The 23580-nt window shown below is 40.9% G+C and carries 21 protein-coding genes, 1 tRNA gene and 1 pseudogene; 16 read left to right on the top strand and 7 right to left on the bottom strand.

The window, feature by feature from the left end:
• Window positions 1–124: 124 nt before the first annotated feature.
• Entirely contained in the window at window positions 125–829 is a 705-nt protein-coding gene (locus B4G81_RS01005; RefSeq protein ID WP_294079139.1) for a porin family protein, read from the top strand.
• On the opposite strand, the gene B4G81_RS01000 is transcribed toward B4G81_RS01005, so the two are convergent.
• The 3 genes from B4G81_RS01000 to mtaB all read right to left on the bottom strand — a co-directional run bounded on the left by B4G81_RS01000 (window position 810) and on the right by mtaB (window position 4214).
• A complete protein-coding gene (locus B4G81_RS01000) occupies window positions 810–1862 on the bottom strand; it encodes a glycosyltransferase family 2 protein (protein WP_294079137.1) in 1053 nt (350 codons plus the stop codon). The two genes, B4G81_RS01005 and B4G81_RS01000, sit on opposite strands and share 20 nt — an antisense overlap.
• A 136-nt stretch (window positions 1863–1998) precedes the next feature.
• Entirely contained in the window at window positions 1999–2901 is a 903-nt protein-coding gene (locus tag B4G81_RS00995; protein ID WP_294079135.1) for a lysophospholipid acyltransferase family protein, read from the bottom strand.
• On the bottom strand, window positions 2901–4214 hold the full coding sequence (gene mtaB / locus B4G81_RS00990; RefSeq protein WP_294079133.1) for a tRNA (N(6)-L-threonylcarbamoyladenosine(37)-C(2))-methylthiotransferase MtaB: 1314 nt from the start codon (window positions 4212–4214) through the stop codon (window positions 2901–2903). The genes B4G81_RS00995 and mtaB overlap by 1 nt, the downstream gene beginning before the upstream one ends.
• Window positions 4215–4409: 195 nt before the next feature.
• Here mtaB and B4G81_RS00985 point away from each other — a divergent pair, with 195 nt between their 5' ends.
• The 13 genes and pseudogenes from B4G81_RS00985 (at window position 4410) to B4G81_RS00925 (ending at window position 18086) form a co-directional block, all read left to right on the top strand.
• Window positions 4410–6062, top strand: coding sequence for an AMP-binding protein (locus tag B4G81_RS00985; protein ID WP_294079131.1), 1653 nt, complete (start codon window positions 4410–4412; stop codon window positions 6060–6062).
• A 161-nt stretch (window positions 6063–6223) separates the two neighbouring features.
• Window positions 6224–6457, top strand: a complete 234-nt coding sequence (locus tag B4G81_RS00980) for a hypothetical protein (protein WP_294079130.1) — start codon at window positions 6224–6226, stop codon at window positions 6455–6457.
• 112 nt (window positions 6458–6569) lie between these two features.
• Window positions 6570–8024, top strand: coding sequence for an alpha-L-fucosidase (locus tag B4G81_RS00975; protein ID WP_294079128.1), 1455 nt, complete (start codon window positions 6570–6572; stop codon window positions 8022–8024).
• A 92-nt stretch (window positions 8025–8116) separates the two neighbouring features.
• Entirely contained in the window at window positions 8117–8734 is a 618-nt protein-coding gene (locus B4G81_RS00970; RefSeq protein ID WP_294079126.1) for a DUF3256 family protein, read from the top strand.
• 10 nt (window positions 8735–8744) lie between these two features.
• Window positions 8745–8816: transfer RNA gene (locus tag B4G81_RS00965), tRNA-Arg, on the top strand.
• Window positions 8817–9305: 489 nt separating this feature from the next.
• A complete protein-coding gene (locus B4G81_RS00960; protein WP_294079124.1) occupies window positions 9306–9632 on the top strand; it encodes a hypothetical protein in 327 nt (108 codons plus the stop codon).
• A 71-nt stretch (window positions 9633–9703) separates the two neighbouring features.
• Window positions 9704–9919, top strand: a pseudogene (locus tag B4G81_RS00955) (Txe/YoeB family addiction module toxin); the annotation flags it as partial.
• Window positions 9920–9949: 30 nt separating this feature from the next.
• Complete coding sequence (locus B4G81_RS00950) at window positions 9950–10165, top strand: hypothetical protein (RefSeq protein WP_294079122.1); 216 nt, start codon at window positions 9950–9952, stop codon at window positions 10163–10165.
• 31 nt (window positions 10166–10196) lie between these two features.
• Window positions 10197–10736, top strand: coding sequence for an RNA polymerase sigma-70 factor (locus B4G81_RS00945; RefSeq protein WP_294079120.1), 540 nt, complete (start codon window positions 10197–10199; stop codon window positions 10734–10736).
• A 69-nt stretch (window positions 10737–10805) separates the two neighbouring features.
• Window positions 10806–11783, top strand: a complete 978-nt coding sequence (locus B4G81_RS00940; protein WP_294079116.1) for a FecR domain-containing protein — start codon at window positions 10806–10808, stop codon at window positions 11781–11783.
• 214 nt (window positions 11784–11997) lie between these two features.
• Window positions 11998–15369 (top strand): TonB-dependent receptor, encoded by a 3372-nt coding sequence (locus B4G81_RS00935; protein WP_294079114.1) that lies wholly within the window; start codon window positions 11998–12000, stop codon window positions 15367–15369.
• A gap of 12 nt (window positions 15370–15381) precedes the next feature.
• The gene (locus tag B4G81_RS00930; RefSeq protein ID WP_294079112.1) at window positions 15382–17220 is read left to right on the top strand and encodes a RagB/SusD family nutrient uptake outer membrane protein; all 1839 of its coding nucleotides are present in this window, start codon (window positions 15382–15384) and stop codon (window positions 17218–17220) included.
• A 17-nt stretch (window positions 17221–17237) separates the two neighbouring features.
• Window positions 17238–18086 (top strand): endonuclease/exonuclease/phosphatase family protein, encoded by an 849-nt coding sequence (locus B4G81_RS00925; protein ID WP_294079110.1) that lies wholly within the window; start codon window positions 17238–17240, stop codon window positions 18084–18086.
• Window positions 18087–18461: 375 nt separating this feature from the next.
• Here B4G81_RS00925 and ygiD read toward each other — a convergent pair whose 3' ends face one another.
• The 4 genes from ygiD to B4G81_RS00905 form a co-directional block, all read right to left on the bottom strand.
• On the bottom strand, window positions 18462–19271 hold the full coding sequence (gene ygiD / locus B4G81_RS00920; RefSeq protein ID WP_294079108.1) for a 4,5-DOPA dioxygenase extradiol: 810 nt from the start codon (window positions 19269–19271) through the stop codon (window positions 18462–18464).
• A 44-nt stretch (window positions 19272–19315) separates the two neighbouring features.
• Complete coding sequence (locus B4G81_RS00915; protein ID WP_294079104.1) at window positions 19316–19972, bottom strand: YceI family protein; 657 nt, start codon at window positions 19970–19972, stop codon at window positions 19316–19318.
• 106 nt (window positions 19973–20078) lie between these two features.
• Window positions 20079–20687: a helix-turn-helix domain-containing protein gene (locus B4G81_RS00910; RefSeq protein ID WP_294079103.1), complete on the bottom strand. Its 609-nt coding sequence runs from the start codon at window positions 20685–20687 to the stop codon at window positions 20079–20081.
• Window positions 20650–20811: a hypothetical protein gene (locus B4G81_RS00905; RefSeq protein ID WP_294079101.1), complete on the bottom strand. Its 162-nt coding sequence runs from the start codon at window positions 20809–20811 to the stop codon at window positions 20650–20652. Before B4G81_RS00905 ends, B4G81_RS00910 begins: the two co-directional genes overlap by 38 nt.
• A 616-nt stretch (window positions 20812–21427) precedes the next feature.
• Between B4G81_RS00905 and B4G81_RS00900 the strand changes: the two genes are divergently transcribed.
• Both B4G81_RS00900 and B4G81_RS00895 read left to right on the top strand, forming a co-directional pair.
• Window positions 21428–22045: a TetR/AcrR family transcriptional regulator gene (locus tag B4G81_RS00900; RefSeq protein WP_294079099.1), complete on the top strand. Its 618-nt coding sequence runs from the start codon at window positions 21428–21430 to the stop codon at window positions 22043–22045.
• Window positions 22046–22192: 147 nt separating this feature from the next.
• Window positions 22193–23464 carry a TolC family protein gene (locus B4G81_RS00895; protein ID WP_294079097.1) on the top strand — a complete coding sequence of 424 codons (1272 nt, stop codon included), beginning with the start codon at window positions 22193–22195 and terminating at the stop codon, window positions 23462–23464.
• Window positions 23465–23580 lie beyond the last annotated feature (116 nt).

Below are 23580 nucleotides of genomic sequence, written 5' to 3'. Positions count from 1 at the left end.
CTATACTTTGCCTCCTATTTAGAATCTGTATAAATTTCCTTTTCCTTTGATGTCGTTTCCAATCGTACCGTTTTCTGTCCATGTAAAACACAATAAGCCGGAAAAAAAAACGTTTAAACAAAGCATGATAAAAAAAGTGACATATTTACTTCTACTCATTCTGCTTTCGGGAAATCTCTTTGCCCAGCATCGTAAGCTCCAGCACCGCCCCTATGCAGACCAGCGGCTATTCCATCTGGGTTTTACACTCGGATTGCATACCCAGGACCTGATACTTACACACTCGGGCTTTATCAATGAAAACGGGGAGGCATGGTTCTCCGAAATTCCCGAGTATTCACCCGGGTTTGCTGTTGGTATTATCGGAGATATGTATCTAAACAGGTTTATGAATCTTAGATTAATTCCATCACTTTATCTGGGTGATAAAAAATTCATATTCAGGGAACAATCATCCGGAGAAGAATATACTATGCGTATTCGCAATAATTATATAACCCTACCGTTACATCTTAAAATATCGGCTGACAGGATCAACAATTTTCGCCCTTATGCCCTTGTGGGAGGATACGGGTGTATAGAACTATCCTCTGCAAAAAACCGTGCGGTATTGCTGAAGCCATACGATGCAGGAATCGAATTTGGAGTGGGGTGTGACTTTTATCTGCCTCTCTTTAAGCTCTCACCGGAGTTGAAGTTGAGTTTTGGGCTGATCGATATTCTTGAAAGAAACAGAAATGACCTGAAAGACGATGAATTCCGAAAATATGCCAACTCCCTGTCTAAAGCTACCCAACGAATGATCACTCTCAGTTTTCATTTTGAATGAGCCTCCCTTTATCCTTGAAAACTGCAGAGTAAGTCTTTTTTCCTTTGAAATAAAAATTCAATAAGATGCTTTTCCTGTATTGAGTAGGAATTCTTCCAACGATTGTTTTAGCCAGATTCTCTTTCCGTACCGTCTTATAATACGGGCGCATTTTCAGGAAATCACTATAGGCCTCCACCACCGCATATGCACTTTTGAAATTACCGGTCGATAAGAGTCGAACAAAGGCCATGATATCAAAGAAAAAACGCATGATAAATACAGAATAGTATCTTCGCTGTGGCATATTTTTATAAAGCATTAGCAGGTTGTTACGGAAATTGAGATACATCTTTTTCGGATTATCCTGGTTCAATGAAGCTCCCCCAACATGATAGACTACAGATGAAGGCACGCACATTACCTTCCTGCTACGCGCATTCAAACGCCAACACAAGTCTATCTCTTCCATATGGGCAAAGAAACGGGCATCCAATCCACCCACTTCCATGTAATCCTTCTTTCTGATACAAAGGCATGCCCCTGTCGCCCAAAAAACCGGTATGATAGAATCATATTGACCGCGATCCTGCTCTACCACATTCAGGATCCGTCCTCTACAAAAAGGATATCCATAACGATCGATAAATCCGCCCGAGGCACCGGCATATTCAAACAGCATCTTATCTTTGTAGGAACGTATCTTCGGCTGTACTGCCGCCACTTCGGGATGTGCATCCATATAAGCAATCAGTGATTCAAGCCAGCCGGGCGAAGTCTCCACATCGGAGTTTAGCAACACCATATATTCCGAGTCTAACTGTTGCAGCGCCTTATTGTAACCATCCGCAAACCCATAATTCTTATCCAGCACGATTACCGGTAGATCAGGGTAATAATTCCTGAGAAATTCCAGCGAATCATCACTTGAATTATTATCTGTCACAACCACGCGACACTCATCATTTAAGGAATGTTGCAATACCGGAGGAAGGAACTGCTCCAGCAATTTTTTCCCGTTCCAGTTCAATATGACTACGGACGTTTTTACCAATTACTTTCCATTTAAAATCCAGATAAAACCGGATATTTTACTATCAATTACCCTGAGATTAACTTTTAAATCACATCGTTAAATCATCGCTACTCGTCCCGATTTATCGGAATCAGCACATCGTCAAATCAGCAAATCAATTTCCAGGTTTTTTAAATTTCCAGCGGTCATGCGACCATAAGTAGTAGGCCGGCTCCCGCATTACAGACTTTTCTAATTTCCTCAGATACTGTTCAGTTATCGTATATTCATCTTCTTTACTGGCATCGGAAGTAATTACAAAAAATTTGCCGGAATAATATCCTCTTTTTACTTTTTGAATATCTAAATAGACAACCGAAGTACCAAGATGACGTGCAATTTTTTCCATTCCGGTCTGTACCGGCGTCGGCTGATTCATAAAAGTAGTCCAATAATGTCCCTGACGCTTAGAAGGGCGTTGATCACTAAGAAAGCCCACGACCATTGTTTTCCCTTCGTTTTGAAGACGGATCATTTGCCGGAAAGCATTATGCATTTCAATAGGGATTGGATCAAAGCGGGTCCGCATCTTCAAGAAAAGCTGATCGAATACTTTTGAATGCAGTTCTTTATAGATGAACCCTTGCCCCAATCCCGGCCTAAAATTCAGTACGATAGAGGGCACCCACTCCCAGTTAGCATAGTGACCAAGGCTCAGTATACAGGATTTTCCATTGGCTGTCAACTGGTTAAAGATATCCGGATTCTCTAATTTAAACCGTTTTCGCACCTCCTTGTCCGTAAAACGAAGCATCTTGAGTGTTTCAAAGAAATAATCGCACAGATGACGATAAAATTTTTTCTCGATCTTCACGATACTTTTTTCTGTCTTCTCCGGAAAAGCATTTTTCAGGTTTTTCCTGACAATCTTTCTCCGGTATCGTGCTACATAATATGCAAGCAGATACAGAATATCAGATAATACATATAGTACCCTGAATGGCAGCAACGCATGCAGATATGCAACCCCATATAACAGTGAATATCCAATTCCTTTTTTACTTTCTTTCCCCTCCATTAAAAAATCGCTTTCATTGCCATTTCGTTCTCGTCATACGCACCCACTTCTACCTCTATCACCTTGTTTACAAGAGATGCATCATAATCAGCATACAATTTTACATAATTTTCGGTAAACCCGTGCATTTTTTTACCCCGTTTTGTATGTTCAAACAACACTTTTCTCCGGCTACCCTGCTGAGACAGGTAAAACTCCTCCAAACGCCGATCGGACAAGTCCAATAAAGTTTTACTTCGTGCATGTTTAGTCCTTGGATCTACTGCGTAGTCAATCGTCAGGGCAGCAGTACCCGGACGTTCAGAATAGGTGAACACATGCAATTGCGAAAAATCGATGGAACGGATAAATTCTTCACCCTGGAAGAAATAATCATCTGTCTCACCGCGGACACCTACAATAACATCCACACCTATAAAAGCATGCGGAAGCACTTTTTTAATCTTTTCCACCTTGTGGCGGAACAAGGTACTATCATAACGTCGTTTCATCAATTTCAAGACATCATCACTTCCTGATTGCAGCGGCATATGGAAATGAGGTGCAAAACGATTCGAACCGGCGACAAAATCAATAATCTCATCTGATAAAAGGTTCGGTTCAATGGAAGAGATTCGGTATCGCTCTATACCTTCCACCTTGTCTAGTTCCTTGAGGAGATCCAAAAAAGACTCTTTGGTTGTATGTCCGAAATCTCCAATATTCACCCCTGTAAGCACTATCTCTTTACCCCCTTCCTGTACTACTTGTCCGGCCTGCTTCACCAAGTCGGCAATCGATCCGTTGCGACTCCTTCCCCTGGCAAAAGGAATGGTGCAAAAAGAACAAAAATAATCACATCCGTCCTGCACTTTCAAAAAATAACGGGTACGGTCGTCCGCTGAAACAGAAGGGACGAATGACCGGATACGATGCGTTTTGGATGTAACTACCTCGCCCTTCTCCTTTTTCTTCAGATCGTCAAGATATTTGACCACATCCAGTTTTTGTTCTGCGCCAAGCACCAGATCTACTCCATCTATGCCGGCCACCTCTTCCGGTTTTAGCTGGGCATAGCAGCCGGTAACAACGATGAATGCAGATGGGTTCTCTTGTATCACCTTCCGGATAGCCTGACGCCCTTTCTTATCGGCCAGTTCCGTAACGGAACAGGTGTTTATCACACAAATATCGGCTTTCTGCCCCTTTCGCGCACGACGCACACCGGAGTTCAAGAGTTGCCGGCCGATAGCCGATGTCTCGGCAAAATTCAGTTTGCAACCCAAAGTATAGTAGGCCGCCGTTTTATCTTGAAATATAGTTTTATCAATCATATCTGGGTTGTCATTTTCGTAAAATCTCCTCCCGGAAAATACTTCAGCGCAGAGATAATTCACATGACACATGGATTAAGCTGTAAATAATAAAACCGCAAAATTACAATTTTACTCCTAATTTACCTCCCTTTTTTCTTTGATAATACATTTTTAGCTATTATTTTTGCACAGAATTAGAGATAATGTGCAATCATGATTGAACAAAACTTCATCAAAATTTACGAAAACAGTTTTAAAAAGAATTGGGATTTACCTGCTTTAAGTGATTACAAAGGAGACAGGTCATATACATATGGAGAGTTGGCCCATGAAATAGCAAAACTGCATCTCCTTTTTGCGGAGTTACAGATCGGGAAAGGAGACAAGATCTCACTGATAGGGAAAAACCATTCTTCATGGGCCGTTATTTTCATGGCTACTGTCACTTATGGTGCCGTCATTGTCCCCATCCTTCACGAATTCAATAAAGAAAGTATCGAACGGATCATTAACCATTCTGACTCTAAGATGGTATTTATAAATGAATCTATCTGGAAATCAATCAACAAGGATAATTTTCATATTCCGGTATTCGATTTATCTTCTTTTTCGCTCTTAAAAGAGGAGGACGGCAGTATGATCAAAAAAGTAAAAGAATTGAAGGTAACTTTTCATAATGCCTATCCAAATGGCTATTCACGCGATGATATCCGTTATGCCAAAATTAGTAACGAAGAAGTTATCTGCCTCAATTATACGTCAGGAACAACGGGATTCAGCAAGGGTGTGATGCTTACAGCAAATAATTTTGCAGGAAATGTCACCTATGCACACACATTAGAGTTACTTCATACCGGTGAACGTATTCTGGCATTCTTACCATTAGCCCACGCCTATGGCTGCGCTTTTGATTTTCTATACGCACTTTCTGTAGGAGTCCATATCACTTTATTGGGAATCTCCCCTACCCCGCAGAATCTTATTACTGCTTTAGGCGAAGTGAAACCTCACCTTATCATCACGGTGCCGCTCATCTTCGAGAAGATATATAAGAAAAAGATCCTGCCGACAATACAAAAACCGGCGATTAAGATACTTTTGAAAATACCCGGGGTCAATACACTTATCCTTAACAAAATAAATAATTCACTGAGAAATACATTAGGCGGTAATTTCAGAGAAGTAATTATTGGAGGTGCCGCCCTGAATACGGAAGTAGAAACCTTTTTCCATAAGTTGAAATTTCCTTTTACCGTGGGCTATGGCATGACAGAGTGTGCTCCACTCATTTCTTACGATCATCATTACAATTTTATACCTGCTTCTTGCGGTTCCATATTGGACGATATTATGGAAGGACGCATCGATTCTGCCGATCCCGAAAATATACCGGGAGAAATCCAGGTCAGAGGTGAAAATGTAATGAAAGGATATTACAAAAATCCCGAAGCAACTGCAGATGCCTTCACCGACGATGGGTGGCTGAAAACCGGTGACCAGGGTATTATGAAGGGAAAACGACTGTTCATTAAAGGAAGAATAAAAACTATGATTCTCTCGTCCAGCGGGCAAAATATATACCCTGAAGAGATTGAATCCCGGTTGAATAATTTACCGTACATATCTGAAAGTTTGGTCATTGCCCGCAACACAAAACTGATAGCATTGGTATATCCCGATTTTCCTGCGATGGAGGAAAATAATATTCCGAAAGAGAAACTGGAGGAAATAATGAGTGAAAACAGAGATATACTTAATCAATCAGGGGCTCAATATGAGAAAGTCGCCTCCATTGAAATAATACCCTCAGAATTTGAAAAAACTCCAAAAAAAACTATCAAACGATACCTATATGAAGACAAATGATAAAAAAGAATGATTTTTACTTCAAATCATCAAGGCCGACAATCACTTAAGATTATTTAACTATAATTTTTTAGAGAAACATGTTATAAAACATGTTTTTGATATAATTTTGCATCGTTTTTGATAAAGCAATATTATTTATCGTTTAAAACTACTAAAAGATGAAAAAAGTACTTTTCTTAGTTGCCTTCGTAGCAACTTTAGGTTTCGTTTCTTGCAACAATGCTCAGACAAAGGCTGAAAAAGCGAAACAAGACAGTATCGCCGAAGCAGCCAGACTAGACAGTATTGCCGCTGTTCAGGCGGACAGCATCCGTGCTGCCATAGAAGCAGCTGAAGCAGCCGCAGTCGATACTTTGCAACAAGTGATTGAAGAACCTGCTGAAGTGAAGTAATAAGCAGCAAAGTTGAAATTGAAGTGCAGCCACCCCAAAAGGGTGGCTTTCTTATTTGATATTCTCTCAAAAATTGTAACTTTGCTTCTCTGTTGCCAAATATTATAAACTTATGAGAAAACTCCTTTTGACTCCATGTATGGTCTGCTTTGTACTACTCTCAGGATGTAACCAGAGGGCCAATACTTATTTTGAGAAAAAACTAACCTTCCCCGACATACTTCTTACCTCTGACCAAAAAGTCAAACTTTCGGCGTATGTAGTTCCTACAAACAACCAATATGAATGGCAACGGATGGAATTGGCCGCATTCATCCATTTTGGAATTAATACTTTTACTGGACGGGAATGGGGTGACGGTACCGAAGACCCGGCGTTGTTCAATCCTACTGACTTCGATGCAGAACAATGGGTATCCACACTACAGGGATCCGGCTTCAAAATGTTGATTCTCACGGCAAAGCATCACGATGGGTTTTGCCTTTGGCCAACCCAAACCACCTCTCATTCAATTGCTTCCTCCCCTTGGAGAAACGGGTCGGGAGACGTAGTAAAAGAAGTGAAGGAGGCTTGTGACAGGTATAATATGAAATTCGGAATCTACCTTTCTCCATGGGATAAAAATGCCAAAAGTTATGGAGACTCTCCTCGCTATAACGCCTTGTTCGCACAACAATTGGCCGAACTTCTCACAAACTATGGTGATATTCATGAAGTATGGTTTGACGGGGCGTATGATGAAGGACATAATGGCAAAGTACAAAAATATGATTGGCCACGATTCTACCAAATTATTGACAGCCTCCAACCCAACGCAGTAAAAGCGATCATGGGCAACGATATACGATGGGTAGGCAATGAAGATGGGTTAGGAAGGGAAACAGAATGGAGCGCTACTCCACTGCAGCCTGACATCTCTGATACACATATTAACGAAAATCTACGGCTGGATATTTCTCCTACTGCCGAAGATCTGGGTAGCCGCCGGCTTATCGCTGAAGCACAAAGCATTCACTGGTACCCCTCAGAAGTAGATGTCTCCATCCGTCCCGGTTGGTTTTACCACCCGGAGGAAGATGAAAAGGTAAAAACATTATCACAATTGGTGGATATCTATTTTCATTCTGTCGGCATGAACTCGGTACTCCTCCTGAATATCCCGCCGGATAAACGAGGCAAGTTACATGAAACAGACAGGCAACGCCTCCGTCAACTGGGCAATTATATCTCCCAAACATTTGATAATGAAATGTTAACTAACGGAAATATGGAATGGAAAGCCCGTGCGGGAGCTATCAGGGAATTCAACGTCATACCCGGCGAAACCATCAATACAGTAATGCTTCAGGAAGATATCCGTAAGGGGCAACGTGTGGAAGAATTTGCAGTGGAAGGATGGGTAGATGACGAATGGATAGAGCTTGCTTCAGGAAGTACGGTCGGTTATAAACGGTTACTTAGGTTCGACGATGTCACAGTCCCGAAGATACGGGTAATCATATCAGGGACACGGGACATTGCCAATATTTCCAAAATAGGAGCTTATCATGCTCCGCATTTGGACTAGGGTTGAGGATACTTATCCTTAGCAGACGATCAGATTAATGGGATTAATGGGATTAATAAAGATTGAAATAGAATAATAAAATAATAACGACTATGCGAAATTTTATATGGATATTTTTCCTATCGGTTTCCTTGCTGGCAGAAGGACAAAATATAGGGGATCTGTTCAAGTTAATGCCATCGGAACTCCTTCCGGGTATGTCAGAGGGCTCTAAGACCATGCTATTGGTCGATTCAGGTGAAACAGCTGTTCCCTATGCTCTGGGAGAGATCAAGAAATTAAAACAAAGTAGCGACTATCTCAAGATAAAAACATCAGACGCGGGCACTACTCAATTGAAGCTATTGACACTCAATAAGGATTCTGCGATCGTGTGCATGATCAGAACAGTATGTGCAACCGCTTGCGACAGCCATATATCATTTTACACTACAAAGTGGGAAAAAATAGAGAATAACGGGTTTCTACCGGAAATTTCTAAAGAAATTTTTTTCGATTCTTCCAAAAAAGAGATGGAAAATTATAAATATGCTGTATCTTTGCACCACATTTATCCGGTCTCGGCTGCATTCAGTGAACAGGGAAGCGATTTAACACTGACATTCAATTACAAATCGCTTTTAACCGATGATCAGATAGCAGAAATAAAACCTTTTCTGAAGAGCGATTCCATTACTTTAAAATGGAAGAACGCCACTTTCAGGGAATAAGGTTGATCCTGCGCCCGTAGTTCAATGGATAGAATATCGGATTCCGGTTCCGACGATGTGGGTTCGATTCCCGCCGGGCGTACTAAAAACCGCTGTAAATCACCTGTCGAGGAAACTGACTAATTGAAAAAAAACGAATTTATCCTTATGCATTGTTGTTCTTTCTAAGAACTACAAAGACGAGAATTGAAATCCGTTTAATCCAAAAATGACTACAACTAACTAAATTTCAAATATTTCAAAGAACTCTACGAGATTTTAATAGGACAGTAATGTTATGGAATATAAACATAATATATTATCTGTTGATACTTTCTTTTTATGTCTAATTGGGTCACCCACTGTTTGAATGACACCAAATCACTCTCCGGATCCTTGTCAGGATCGTTAATTTTGACACCGTTTTTCGCAAAGGCCCTGGCAGCTCGATGGGTTATTTGGTGTCTTCCGCTGTTTGGATATCGGAATGCCGGAGGAAGATCCTTCACTGTCGAGGCATCAAAATAAATTAGGTTTCAGTTGTGTAGATCAACAAATGTATGTATATTTGTATGTACAAAAAATAATTGATATGAAAGTAATCACAACAAGAGAAATCGTCAGGGAGACAAAGACATACTTTGAACTGGCAGAGAAGGAAAGGGTTGTAGTTAAACGGGGTAAGAAATACGTCAATCTTATCGTAACTGATAGCCCGGATGATAAATTTGTCAATGAGGACTGGATTAACGAGTTTATGAACATCCCCGAAGAGTACAGGGTGAATCCGTTTGATATAAGCCCGTCAGGGGATTTATTCTTTGCGGACAGGAGAAACATCGATCACATTGATAAAGCCCGTGCAGGTCGAACAAAACGGCTTTCTGATGAAGAAAGAAAGAAACTGTTTAGTTTATGAAAGAAAGCATAGAATACATCTTGGAATATACCGAACAATTCATATAAGATGTCGAAGCACATAAAAAAACGGGACAGAAATCAATCCTTTCAAAAATCAACTCCCTTATAGACGAAATACAACATCATCCAACAACAGGCACGGGTAAACCTGAAGCTTTAAGAGGGGATCGAAAGGGACAATGGTCGAGACGGATCACACAGGAACACCGGCTAATCTATGAAATTCACGAAGATATTATTACTGTTGTGATGATAAGCGCTGCCGGCCATTATGGAGATAAATGATATGTACTATTTTTTACACACTAAGCCCTGATGAAAGAAAAATTAATTGACAAACAGACCGCAGAGCATTATTTTGGGGGAGACAATTGTGATTATTGGGAATTAACTGAAACATCCAGGCTTTCGGTAAAACAGGAATGTATGCCGGGAGGAACAAAAGAAAACTGCATTTTCACACGAATGTGCAACAATTTTTTTGTACTTAAAGGTGCTGCAACTTTTACTTATGCGGTTTCGCGACTTTGACACTTGATCTTTTAGATACCCAATACCCAAAATGGATGCCGCTTCTTTCCGTATCATATATGACTTGTATTTCGAGTCAATATGCGAATTTCTGGCTTATTATACCGGTGATACCGCCGCTATTGAGGATGTAGTGCAAGATGTTTTTGTCAGTTTATGGGAAAATAAAGAGTATTTGGAAATTCAATACATGAAAACATACCTTTACAACGCGGCACGTAACAGGATACTAAATTATCTGCGGAATAGACAAAACAGGATGGTTTTACTAACCCAATGGATAAAAGACAAAAAAATAGCAGAAAGGAGTCCCGATTGTTACGATCTGGAAGAATTTTCCGTAATATTGAAGAAAGCGGTTAATCTGCTTCCTGAGCGGTGCAGAGAAATTTTTATCCTGAATAAAAAACACAAACTCACTTATAAACAAATAGCCGCCTATTATCAAATTTCAGAGAAAACGGTAGAAACACAGATGTCCATTGCATTGAAACGAATCCGCGATTTTGTGTCCCGGAATTATGGTTCAATAATACAGACGGGCATATTTCTCCTATGGCTATCGGTGTAAATAATTTATCAATTTCCTTTCAGGGTATTTTCTTTTCGGCGGGTCTATTTATAAACATGACTAAAATAAATGGAAATACCTTACGAACAAATTGCAGCGTTTTTAAAGGGAGAGATCTCAACGTCGGAAAAAATGAAATTGGAAGCGTGGCTTGAAGACAATCCCCGTCATCGCGCCATTTTTTATTCTTTGGAAAAAGAGTGGAAATTCTTGAAAGCGTCACCTACAAACAAATTACCGGATAAAGAGCAAGTTTGGGCAAAGATCCAAAAGAAGATTGATTTTCCGACAGCGGCCACCTTGTATACAAAACATACAGTACTAAAAATTACCGGTATTGCCGCCAGTATCGCATTAATATTAGGTATAAGTCTTTCTTTCTTAATAAACCGAACAGAACACCAATCCATACAATTTACTGCGTTTGCCCCTTTAGGTGAAAAAACACAGCTTACGCTTCCCGATTCATCCCGGGTATGGCTGAACTCCGGTTCCACACTCACCTATTATGCACATCCACACCAACGTTTGATCAGTCTACAAGGTGAAGCCTTTTTCGATGTGAAGAAAAACCCCCACAAACTTTTTATCGTCCAGTCGGGAGAGATTAGTGTACAGGTACATGGTACCAGCTTCAATGTTTCTGCATATGAATCCGACAAGGTTATATCTGTATCACTCGAAAAAGGGCACGTATCACTTATAAATCAATCAAATGGAGTGGTACTGACAGATCTTCGTCCCAACCAGATGGCTGAAATCACCAAATCAGACTTGAAATACCGCGTTGTTGCCGACGATGTAGAAACAACCAAATTATGGACAAAAAACATTTTGAAGGTTTACAATAATGATATCTATGAAGTCGTAAAAAAACTGGAACGTTGGTATGGAGTGAACATTACCCTTGAAAATGTAACCTCACGCCCACACTACACCTTTGTGGTAAAAACAGAATCAATGAGAGAATTTCTGGATCTGATGAATAGAATGACACCAATAACATATAAGATAGAAGGAAAGGAGGTGTATATCCAATTGAAATGAAACAACTTACTCATATCTCACTTAGTTTTATCGATCATTATCCATCGATGAATGGATTATGATTTTTATTATTTGGAGTTACAAATTCAGGTAAAGAATTTATCTAACTAAATCTTAATTTATCATGTATAAAAAAATCTTATTATTATCCTTTTTGTTATTCTCCTTCCTGACAAATGCGCAAACAGACAATCTACAACGCATTAATATTGAAATGAATAATGTAATTTTGAAAGATTTCTTCTCATATATTGAGAAAAACTATTCTTATACATTTATGTATGACAATACCGAAATAAACGACAACGTGCGGATCTCGGTGAACGAACAGAATCAGCCCATTGAGACGATATTGTCTTCTTTATTGAACAGTAAAGGAATTAACTACGAAATGCAGGGAAAGCAGATAATCCTGACAAGAAAAAGCTTAGAAGCGTCAGCAAATACCAACCAACCGGAGCGGCGGACGGTAAATGGAAAAGTACTGGATGAACACGGCGACCCTGTTATTGGTGCCAATGTTGTAGAAAAAGGGACTACTAATGGCACTGTGACGGATATTGAAGGCCGGTTCTCGCTACCCGTTTCCAAAGACGCCATGCTACAGGTTTCTTATATCGGTTATTTGACACAGGAGCTTGCCACTACCGGAAAAAACGTAGTGGATTTCATTTTACAGGAAGACTCAAAAAGTCTGGAAGAACTTGTGGTTGTGGGATATGGCACGCAAAAGAAAGTGAATTTAACGGGAGCTGTTGATCAGGTTACAAGTGAAGTTTTTGAAAATCGCTCTGTTGCCAATGTTACTCAGGCATTGCAGGGAACCATTCCCAACCTGAATATATCACTTGATGATGGAAAGCCCACCCGAAGCGCAGGGTACAATATTCGCGGTAAAACATCTATCGGTCAGGGAGGTAGCGCGCTGGTACTTATCGATGGTGTGGAAGGAGATCCTGCTTTATTAAACCCGAATGATATTGCAAGTGTATCGGTATTAAAAGATGCTGCTTCCGCGGCTATTTATGGAGCCAGAGGATCGTTTGGAGTGGTACTGATTACAACAAAAGATCCGGAGAAAGGGAAGGTTAGCATTAACTATACAGGAAATGTTTCGTCACAGAAACCAACAGCCGTACCCGATTTCGTCTCCGACGGTTTGCTGTACGCAGAGCATTTTCGTGAAGCCTACTATGGGTGGAACAACTATTCTTCGTTACCCAACAAAATCAATAAAAGTCAGCTGTATTCCGATGCATGGTTAGATAATTTCAGAAAGCGCCGAGAGCAAGGAATAACTGACGATATTGTAGTTGAGCCGGACGGAACATATACTTATTATGGTAATGTAGATTATTATGACATGTTGTATAAGAATCGAACCTTTGCACAGGATCACAATATGACCATTTCGGGTGGATCGGAAAAAGCCGATTTTTATATCTCCGGGCGATACTATGGATATGATGGATTGTTCCGATACAATTCAGATGATTATGATATGTTGAATATCCGGGCCAAAGGGTCTCTCCAATTGACGAACTGGCTACGTATAACAAACAATATGGAGTTTTCAAACATGACTTATCACAATCCTCTAAATGTGGGGGAAGGAGGTTCAATTTGGAGAAATATTGCAGATGAAGGGCATCCAACATCGCCTATCTTCAATCCCGACGGTTCATTGACCATGTCTGCAGCATACACGGTTGGAGATTTCATTTATGGAAAAAACGGGATTGATACACACAAAAAAGTGTTGAAAAACACCACCGGTTTTTCAGCTATGTTCCTGAATAACAAGCTGCGTGTAAATGGAGATTTCACATTTCGAAATTACGACAACAACGAAGCGCAACGCCGCGTGCCCGTACCCTATAGTGTGAAAGAGGGAGTTACAGTTCTTCTGAGCGAGAAATATAACGATTACAAAAAGAGCATTCGCAATACGCTATATACGGCTACCAACCTTTACGCCGAATACGAAGACACTTTCAACGATGCACATTATTTTAAAGGGATGATTGGGTATAATTACGAAACGTCGAAATATGAAAGCACTTACGTGCAACGAAATGGGTTGTTGTTTCCCGATTCCGAAAGTATAAACCTTGCCCTTGGTGATGCTATCACCACATCGGCCGGTTGGGAAAAGTGGAAGATAGCAGGTGCATTTTTTCGTTTGAATTATGCTTTCAAAGATCGGTACTTAGCCGAATTGAACGGTCGTTATGATGGTTCTTCCAAATTTCCGGAGAATGAAGAATGGGCATTTTTCCCCTCATTGTCACTCGGATGGCGAATTTCGGAAGAGTCTTTCTGGCATGTAAACGAAAATTTCATTTCGGATATAAAACTGCGTGGTTCTTATGGCTCGTTGGGCAATGGAAATGTATCGTCTTACAACTATATGGAGCTCTTGTCTATTGAAACTGCAGGTTATATTGTAAATGGTGCCAAGAATAAATACACAAGTGCTCCCGATGTTATTCCGCGGTCCCTTACCTGGGAAACGGCAACCACTACGGATATAGGGGTTGACATGGGATTCCTTGGCGGGAAGTTGAGGCTGACCGGCGATTATTATGTGCGCAAGACCAAGGATATGTATACAAAAGGAGTCACCCTGCCCGATGTTTTTGGTGCAGATTCGCCCAAAGGAAATTATGCCGATATGACTACAAGGGGGTGGGAATTGTCCCTTAGCTACAACAACAAGTTTACATTAGCCGAGAAACCCTTCAACTATGAAATACGGGGTACTTTAGCAGATTACAAATCAAAAATAGACAAATACAACAATGCGACCAGGAGTCTGGACGATTATTATGAAGGACAAACGGTAGGTGAAATTTGGGGATACCGCACCGATGGATTTTTCCAATCGGAAGAAGAGATAAAAGGTTACGTGAATACTATTATCAAGACTTCGGCTAATGGAACCACTTATCCCGGCGATATCAGGTTTGTGGATGTGAACGGCAACGGAAAAATAGATTACGGCGACAAGACGGTCGACAACCCCGGCGATCAGGTCATTCTCGGTAATGAAGAACCACGCTATATCTATAGCTTCACCTTAAGCGGGGACTGGAATAATTTCTTTTTCTCGGCATTCTTTCAGGGTGTTGGAAAACAAAATTGGTTCCCAAGCAACGAATCGGGTTTCTGGGGACAATACAATCGCCCGTACAACCCACTCCCTAAATGGCACTTGGGAAATTACTGGACAGAAGATAATCCCAATGCTTATCTTCCACGCTATGCCGGATATACCCCTTCATTGCGCGAAACAATTTCTGACAGATATTTGCAGAATATTGCCTATATCCGGCTGAAAAACATACAGGTAGGATATACAATTCCTCAACACCTGATAAAAAGGGCCGGCATGCAAAACGTACGTGTATATGTAAGCGGAGAAAATCTATGGAGTTGGTCACCGTTATATAAGCGAACCAAAGATTGGGACGTAGCAAACACGTTTTCGGGCTCCGATCCCGACTTGACCAGTGGAACCAGTGGAGACAATTACACCTATCCACTGATGAAAAATTTGACACTCGGATTATCAATAACATTCTAAAATATAGATGTAATGAAAAAAATACATTATTTGTTTATTTTTCTTTCAGCCCTATACCTTACTTCTTGTGATTTGTATGAAGAACCTAAAGCTTCGGTTACCAAAGGTGCGATTATGAGTTCCGAAGCAGGGTTGAAAACCTATGTATATTCGTTTTATGAAAAGTTATTCCCATCGGGAAGCGATGCCAGTCAAATGGAAATTAATCTGGTTGATTTCGGCGCAATCAATAATCTTCCTGATTTCCAGGTAAAAAATGCATATAGTGAAACAAATGCCGGTGGATGGTCGTGGAGCAATCTTCGAAATATCAATTATTTCATAGAGAATTGTACCGACGAACGGGTGGAAGAATCGGTACGTAATCATTACATTGGAATTGCCCGTTTTTTCAGGGCATATTTCTATTATGATATGGTGAAACGATTTGGTGATGTTCCGTGGATTGACAAAACACTTGATGTGGACGATGAAAAATTGTATGCTCCCCGTGATTCCCGGGAGGTGGTAATGGAAAAGGTTTTTGAAGATCTTGAATTTGCTTGTAACAATATCACTATGCTAACAGATGCCTCAGGAAGTATGGTAACAAAATGGGTTGCTTATGCTTTTGCCTCGCGTGTCTGCCTGTTTGAAGGAACATTTAGAAAATATCATCATTTAAACCTGTCCACATCAGCCGACGAATGGTTGGAGAGAGCAGTGGATAAGGCTGAATACGTGATAGATAATTCCGGAAAAACACTCTATACTGCGGCCGGAACAAGCAAATCGTACAGGGCCCTGTTTACAAGCGACGATCCTGTGACCGACGAAGTACTATTGGCGGTGAATTCTAGTGCGGATTTGGGCGTTTTACACCACGCAAATTGGAAATGGACTTCTCCCACCTATGGCAACCGGTTCAGCATGACACGTACATTCATCAACACCTATCTTCAAACGGACGGCACACCCTATACTTCACGAAACGGTTGGGAAACAGAGGTATTTTATGAAGAATGTCAAAATCGTGACGCCCGTCTTGCCCAAACCATCCGCACACCTGGATATACACGCAATGGCATAGCTACTGCACCCAATTTTATGGGATACGTCAGAACCGGGTATCAGCCATTGAAATTATGTCTCGATGATCCTAAGTACGATAATGCTGCTTTGAACACCAATGCAATCCCTCTTTTTCGTTATGCCGAGGTTCTGCTGAATTATGCCGAAGCAAAGACCGAATTGGGAACCCTGACCGATGCCGATTGGGTGTTAACGGTGGGTGCATTGCGTGCCAGAGCCGGAATTACAGGTGGACTCACAACAAAACCAACTGTCGTGGATTCCTATTTTCAGGAAACTTATTTCCCCTCCATTTCAGATCCGGTACTACTCGAAATAAGGAGGGAACGTGCTATTGAACTCTGTCTTGAAGGATTTCGTTTTGACGATATTCGTCGTTGGAAATGTGGTTACTTACTGTTAAAAAGCTGGGATGGCATGTATTTCCCGAAACTGAATGAAGCAATTGACCTGGATCGGGATGGAACCTACGACGTGTTGTTTTATGACACCGATGCCAACCTGGCGGCTGCAAAAGAAAAATTGGATTGGGATACAGTAGGGAAAACCTGTGCAACCATTCAAATTCAGGGAACCAATGTATTACAAAGGGTAAAAGAGGTTGAACCCGGAAATCCTTCTGCCGGATATTATCTGACATGGGACACCCCAAATGACCATAAACGCGTATTCGGAGAAAAACAGTATCTTTACCCAATTCCATCTTTGGTTATGGTGAAGAACACCAACATTGTGCAAAATAAAGGATGGGAAGAGGGCGCATCAAATGACGGAAATTAATTAATAACAATAGAAAAATGAAAACAAAATGGATTCTTTTAATCGTATGTTTGCTGGGAGTTACACTTCCTATAAATGCAAAAGAAAAATGTAAAATGCGAGTGGCTACATTCAATCTGCGAATGGACACTCCAAATGATGGTGAGAACGCATGGAAACATCGAAAAGAAATGGTAAAGTCTCTGGTGATGTTTCATGGATGGGATGTTTTTGGAACACAGGAAGGATTCAAGCACCAATTGGACGGTATTCTTGAAACAGGAAAATATGCTTATGTAGGAAAAGGTCGTGATGACGGTGAAGATGCCGGTGAACATTCGGCGATCTTCTATAATAAGGAACGCTTTGAGGTATTGGATAAAGGGGATTTCTGGTATTCCGAAACTCCCGATGTTCCCGGTAAGGGATGGGATGCTGAATGTTGTAATCGGATTTGTTCATGGGCTAAATTTAAAGATACCGTAAGCGGTAAAGAATTTTATTTTTTCAATTCCCACTATGACCACCAGGGAAAAATCGCCCGAAGAGAATCGTCTAAACTCCTACTATCCAAAATGAAAGCTATTGTAGGCAAAGGGACATTCTTCTGTACAGGAGATTTTAATGCCGCACCCGAAGATGAACCCATCCAGATCATTTATCATGATGGCTTTCTTACTGATTCAAGAAAAGTAACCAAAGAACCGCCTTACGGTCCGGAAGGAACATTTACAGGATATCAAATCGATGCTCCGATGAAAGATCGAATAGATTATATCTTTGTGTCGAAAGATGTAACGGTCGAAAAATATGGAGTTTTAACAGATAGTCAATATGGACGTTTTTATTCCGATCATTTTCCTGTGATGATCCAAGCGACTTTCTAATAGTAGAAGAAACAAGAGAGTCATATTTTAACTATTAAGGTGATCAGTTGCAGGGTAGACCTGCATTGATCACCTTAATTTTATTTACTTTCTAAGATCTCAGTTTTCGATGTTAAACTTGACTCAGGCATCAATCAATTCTTGACCTACCTGCTTCACAGCATTTATAATTTCCTTCTCCCGTTCTTTTGAAGATTTTTCATTTCCGCTTATATAAGCAGCCAAAAAGCTTTGTTTCACTCCTAGGCGCCGAGCAATTGCCGACACATTCAGTTCAGGATGTTTGCGGAAAATCCTTGCAACTCCTACAGGTTCGGATCATCGTAGAGAAAGCTGTTCAGCGACATATCTTCGTCCACATCTTCCCAACGTATCCTACTGCCTGATAATAACCGATGTCATTGTCAGTGAGCCGGCTAAGGCCTGATCGTTAAAAAACTCGATATCGTCTTTCTTCTCCTGCAAGGATAGCGCGTAGAGCAGGGGGATGTAGTGATCGGGAGTTGGGATGGCAAGCTTCGCGGCCTTGCTTAGCGACGGATAATCAATCAGCGCCTGATGATCGGCAGATCGGATTTTTCTTTTAAAAACATCGTTCATCTCCAAAGCCCAGTCATACCCGTAAGGTTCGTTGAATCCTTCTATGGATTTCATGTGGATTAACCGCAGGTTATGCACCATATTACCACTGCCTACAATAAGTACTCCCCTTCTGCGCAGAAAGGCCAGTTCTTTTGCCAGATCGTAATGGTATTGCATTCCCCGGGTGTAATCAATACTCAATTCCAATACGGGTATATCGGCTGCGGGGTAGATATGCCGCAATATACTCCAGCTTCCATGATCCAGTCCCCAGTCGGTATTCAGTTCCACAGGATACTGTTTTATTTCCTCCTGTATGCTCGCCGCCAATGCCGGATTGCCGGGAGCAGGATACTGCACTTTAAACAGTTCACATGGAAATCCACCGAAATCATGAATGGTTTCCGGATAGGGCATAGCCGTAACAAAAGTGCCGTTTGTTTCCCAATGAGCCGAAATACAGAGGATGGTGGATGGGCGGGGCAGCTCTTCTCCTATTTGCTTCCATTTCCTGGAGAAAAGATTATCCTCTATCGCATTCATCGGACTACCATGACCAACAAAAAGCACCGGCATGGCCGGTGTACTTTTCGTTTTATCCACAAGATTTCTCAGATTATTCATCATCCGGATTTTTCATCGCCTGATTACGCATTTTTCGCAACCAACGTTATGGTTATTTCCATGTCGTCGTTGATAAAGGCATCCTTCAGGTCTTTAAAGATATTTTTTGAACCGTAGTTTACGCCCCATTGTGTACGGTCGATTGTGAATGTCGCTGTCTTAGCGGTATAAGTATCACCATCTTTAGAGATTGTCGCGTCAAAAGAGATATTCTTTACCGCTTCTTTCAATTCCAGATTACCGCTAATCTTATGCGTATACTCACTTCCCGAAAGTTCTTCAACACCGGTAATGGTAAACTTTCCTTCCGGATATTTTTCCACATCAAAAAAGTCCGCGCTCTTCAGATGTCCTTCCAACTGTTCTTTTCCTTTTCCGGCTTCAAGATCTTCTACGTTAATAGAATTCATATCAATCACGAATGTACCTGATTTCAGCTCGCCGCCATCGATATACAGTTCACCTGATTTGAGACTCAAGACACCATAATGACTACCGCCGGGTTTAAATCCTTTCCAGTTAATGGTTGAAGCACTCAGATCAACAACCAGGTCCTGCCCTTCGGCAACTGCCACTTCCTTAGCCGCGGATGCTTCCGTTTTATTTCCTGAACTTTTTCCACCACATGCGGATACCGCTAAAATAAGAGCCAATGCTATAAAATAATTATACATTTTCATATTCTTGTTGTTTTAATAATTAATTATACCGCAAAGATCGGGGTATTTTAAAGGGCAGAGGTAATACTTTTAGGAAGAATAGTAGTAAATATCGGTAATATAGCGATTAAAGCATCTTTTTCATCTCATTACGGAACCCAGACGGAGTTACTCCCGCTTTTTTCTTGAATACTTTCGTGAAATAGGCCTTTTCATTATAGCCAAGATCGAATCCGATTTCGGAGATTGTCTTGTCGGAATGCATAAGCAGATTCTTTGCTTCGGTCAGTTTACGGGTTTCGATAATTTCAGATACACTCCGTTGCAAAATACTGCGACAGATCAGATTCAGATTACGCGCGGACATATTCAGTTTCTCCGCGTAAAAGTCCACGCTTACATCCCGTTTGAAATTATCTTCCAGAATGCGCAAAAACGATTTAAAAGTAATATTCTGATTATTATCCGTAGTTACAGGCAGGGCTTTCTTTTTTCGCTCGGCTTCGATTAACACGAAAAGGGTGCTTAAAAGGCTTCTGATTATGGAGTAATCAGCCGCATCTTTTACATATTCATCTTCGATCATTTGCGTAACAACACAGATCCGGTCAAAACTCTCCCCTACCGGCAGTTCCACATTGGCGTAATCGTGATAGTTGGAATAAAGCTGGAAACGCGATTCTGAGATCAGACTACTCTTAAACCGTAATATCCAGTATTTTTCCTTTACTGACAAAACAAACCAGGGGAGCAATCAGTCTCGAACGTTCGAAGTCGATAAGGTGTTCTATCATCCCGGTCTTACAGATCACAAGCTCTTCAAAGTCATGACTATGCGGCTCAAACGTAAAATCCGACATACGTTTTGACTTTTTTTCCGTAAACCGAGTGATAGTAAACAATTGCTCCATAGCATTCCCTGAGTTTATATCATGCAAAAATAACTTTTCCCGTGAATATTACACAATATTTACCCCTCTCTTTTGATATCAGGAACAACCCGCACTCGAATGGGCTGAAGCTGTTACACTGATTTCACAGGATCATATCTCTGATGAAATTTATGAAAATGTCAGAAACATTTCAGCGAACAGGAATTGTTGCGGTTAACCATCGGAATCGTTGCAATCAATGGCTGGAATCGCCTTGCAATTCCGTTCAGAACACCTGCCGGAAATTATGAGCCCAGATAATTAATCTGACAGATCTTTCAATCCGGCAAAATGGTAAAACCTTTTTGTCGAATTGGGAGATCTTTTTTAACCGGACAACAACAGCCGGTGTTTATAATTGAAAGAAAATGAACCTCCCCGCCGCAAGCGGTCGGAGTATCTATAAAGAATAATTTTCCATGTAAAGATTGCCCATAAAAAAATCTATTATTTTTTTCCTCGAAAAATTCTCCTGTTTAATTATTTCATTTAACTTTGAATTTTAATAGACAAATTTAATCAATCAATTAAATAATTCAGAACAATGAAAGAAGATGACAAAAGCATGGAATTCCAAATTTTGGAAGCAGCCGAAAATCTTTTTCTGAAACAAGGATATGCAAAAACATCAACCGGTCAGATTGCGAAGCTGGCAGGCTGTAACCAGGCATTGGTGCATTACTACTACCGCACCAAGGACAACCTGTTCGAAAAGGTATTCGAGGAAAAAATCGGGATGATAGCCTCAAATATTTTAAGTACAGGAGAGAATATATCCAACATAGAAGAAAGGATAGCCCAATTGGTAAGCTTCCATTTCAATTTTTTGAAGCAAAATCCGATGCTTCCGCAGTTTGTATTGAATGAAATATCCTCCAATCCTGACCGGCTCCAATCTTTAGTAGACAGGTTGAAAGTACACATGATTCCTGTTTTAACCCAATTGGAAGCCGAACTTGAAAAGGAAATCGAAAAAGGGACTATTCGTCCGATTCTGGCCACAGACTTGCTAATTACCATTTTATCGTTGAACATCATGCCATTTTTGGTAAAACCCGTACTCCAAAGAGCGTTCAGCATACCGGACGGAAATTTTGAAGAAATGTTGGAACAACGGCAAAAAGAAGTAATCGAAACGGTTTTATCCCGTCTAAGGGTATGATTTTCCCGGGATATACTGAACAATTCGATAAATATAATAGTTTGAGTCAACAGCTTAACGATTCAACAATTCAACATTCCAAACAATGTATTTTTTTACCACCGGATTAACTGATCAATTAAATAGTCAAATTAATAAAAGACCTCTATGACAAAAAAGTTTTTCATTCTACACCTTTTGTTGCTAGGTTATCTTACAAGTTTTGCCCAAATAACAATCGAGGATTGCTATACAAAAGCGCAGGCAAATTACCCGCTTATCAAACAATACGATCTAGTCGAGAAAACTACAGCGTATAATCTCTCGAATGCCAATAAGGGATACCTGCCGCAAGTCACATTCTCGGCCAAAGCCTCCTACCAGTCGGACGTGACAAAGTTTCCGATTGACTTGTCCCAATTGGGAATACAAGACATAAGTATCCCTACATTGAGCAATGACCAGTACAGCGCCACGCTTGATATCAACCAGGTAATATGGGACGGCGGCACCATCAAGTCGCAAAAGGAAGGAATGGAAACGGCAGCCGAAGTGGATAAAAAAAATGTAGAAGTGAGCATCTACGCCCTCAACGAAAGGATCAACCAGCTTTACTTTGGCATTTTGCTCGCCGAGGCGCAAACTCAACAGAATCGCCTATTGCAGGACGAACTCGAAAGGAATTATAACCAAATAGAATCATACATCCTTAACGGTATCGCCAACCAGTCCGATTTGGATGCTATAAAGGTAGATTTATTAAAGGCAAAACAGAATGAAGTCCAGTTTTCCAATACAAAAAAGGCATACATCGAAGTATTGTCGAAGCTGATTGGTGAAGAATTGGGAGAAGATACAGAATTTGTAAAACCCATGCCGGTACGTCCCTCAACCCTCACGATCAACCGTCCCGAATTGAGTTTATACGACGCGCAGATCCAAAACCTTGCCACAAAAGACCGTGAAATCACTTCAGGGCTGATGCCGAAACTCGGATTGTTTGCTACAGGCGGATATGGCAAACCGGGACTGAACATGCTGAAAGACGGTTTCGAGGCATACTATGTCGCCGGTGTCAGAGTATCCTGGAATATCGGCAACTTTTATACCCAAAAGAACAACCGCAAGGTTATTCAAAACAATATACAGAGCATCGAAACACAACGTGAAACCTTCCTGTTCAATACCAATCTCGACATTACACAAAAAAGCAGTCATATCGACAATTGGGTCGAACAGTTAAAATACGATGATGAAATCATTGCCCTGAGAGGTTCGGTCAAACGTGCTTCAGAAGTGAAAATGGCCAACGGCACCATCTCCGCCAGTGATCTGACACGCGATATCAATGCCGAACAAATGGCGATTCGGGACAAGCTCTTACACGAAACGGAACTACTGCTCGCCCTCTACAACCTCAAGTTCGCCACCAACAATTAGAATATAATTGAATGTTTGCGATAAGCGAGTACAGAGGAAAAATTTGTTTTTACCGGGTCGAGCGTAGCAAACACCTAAATTTACAACGTGAATTTGAATAACAACTGAATAACAAT

The organism is Proteiniphilum sp. UBA5384, assembly GCF_002410825.1.
Taxonomy (GTDB): Bacteria; Bacteroidota; Bacteroidia; order Bacteroidales; family Dysgonomonadaceae; genus Proteiniphilum.
This window is presented reverse-complemented; position numbering and strand designations above follow the sequence as displayed.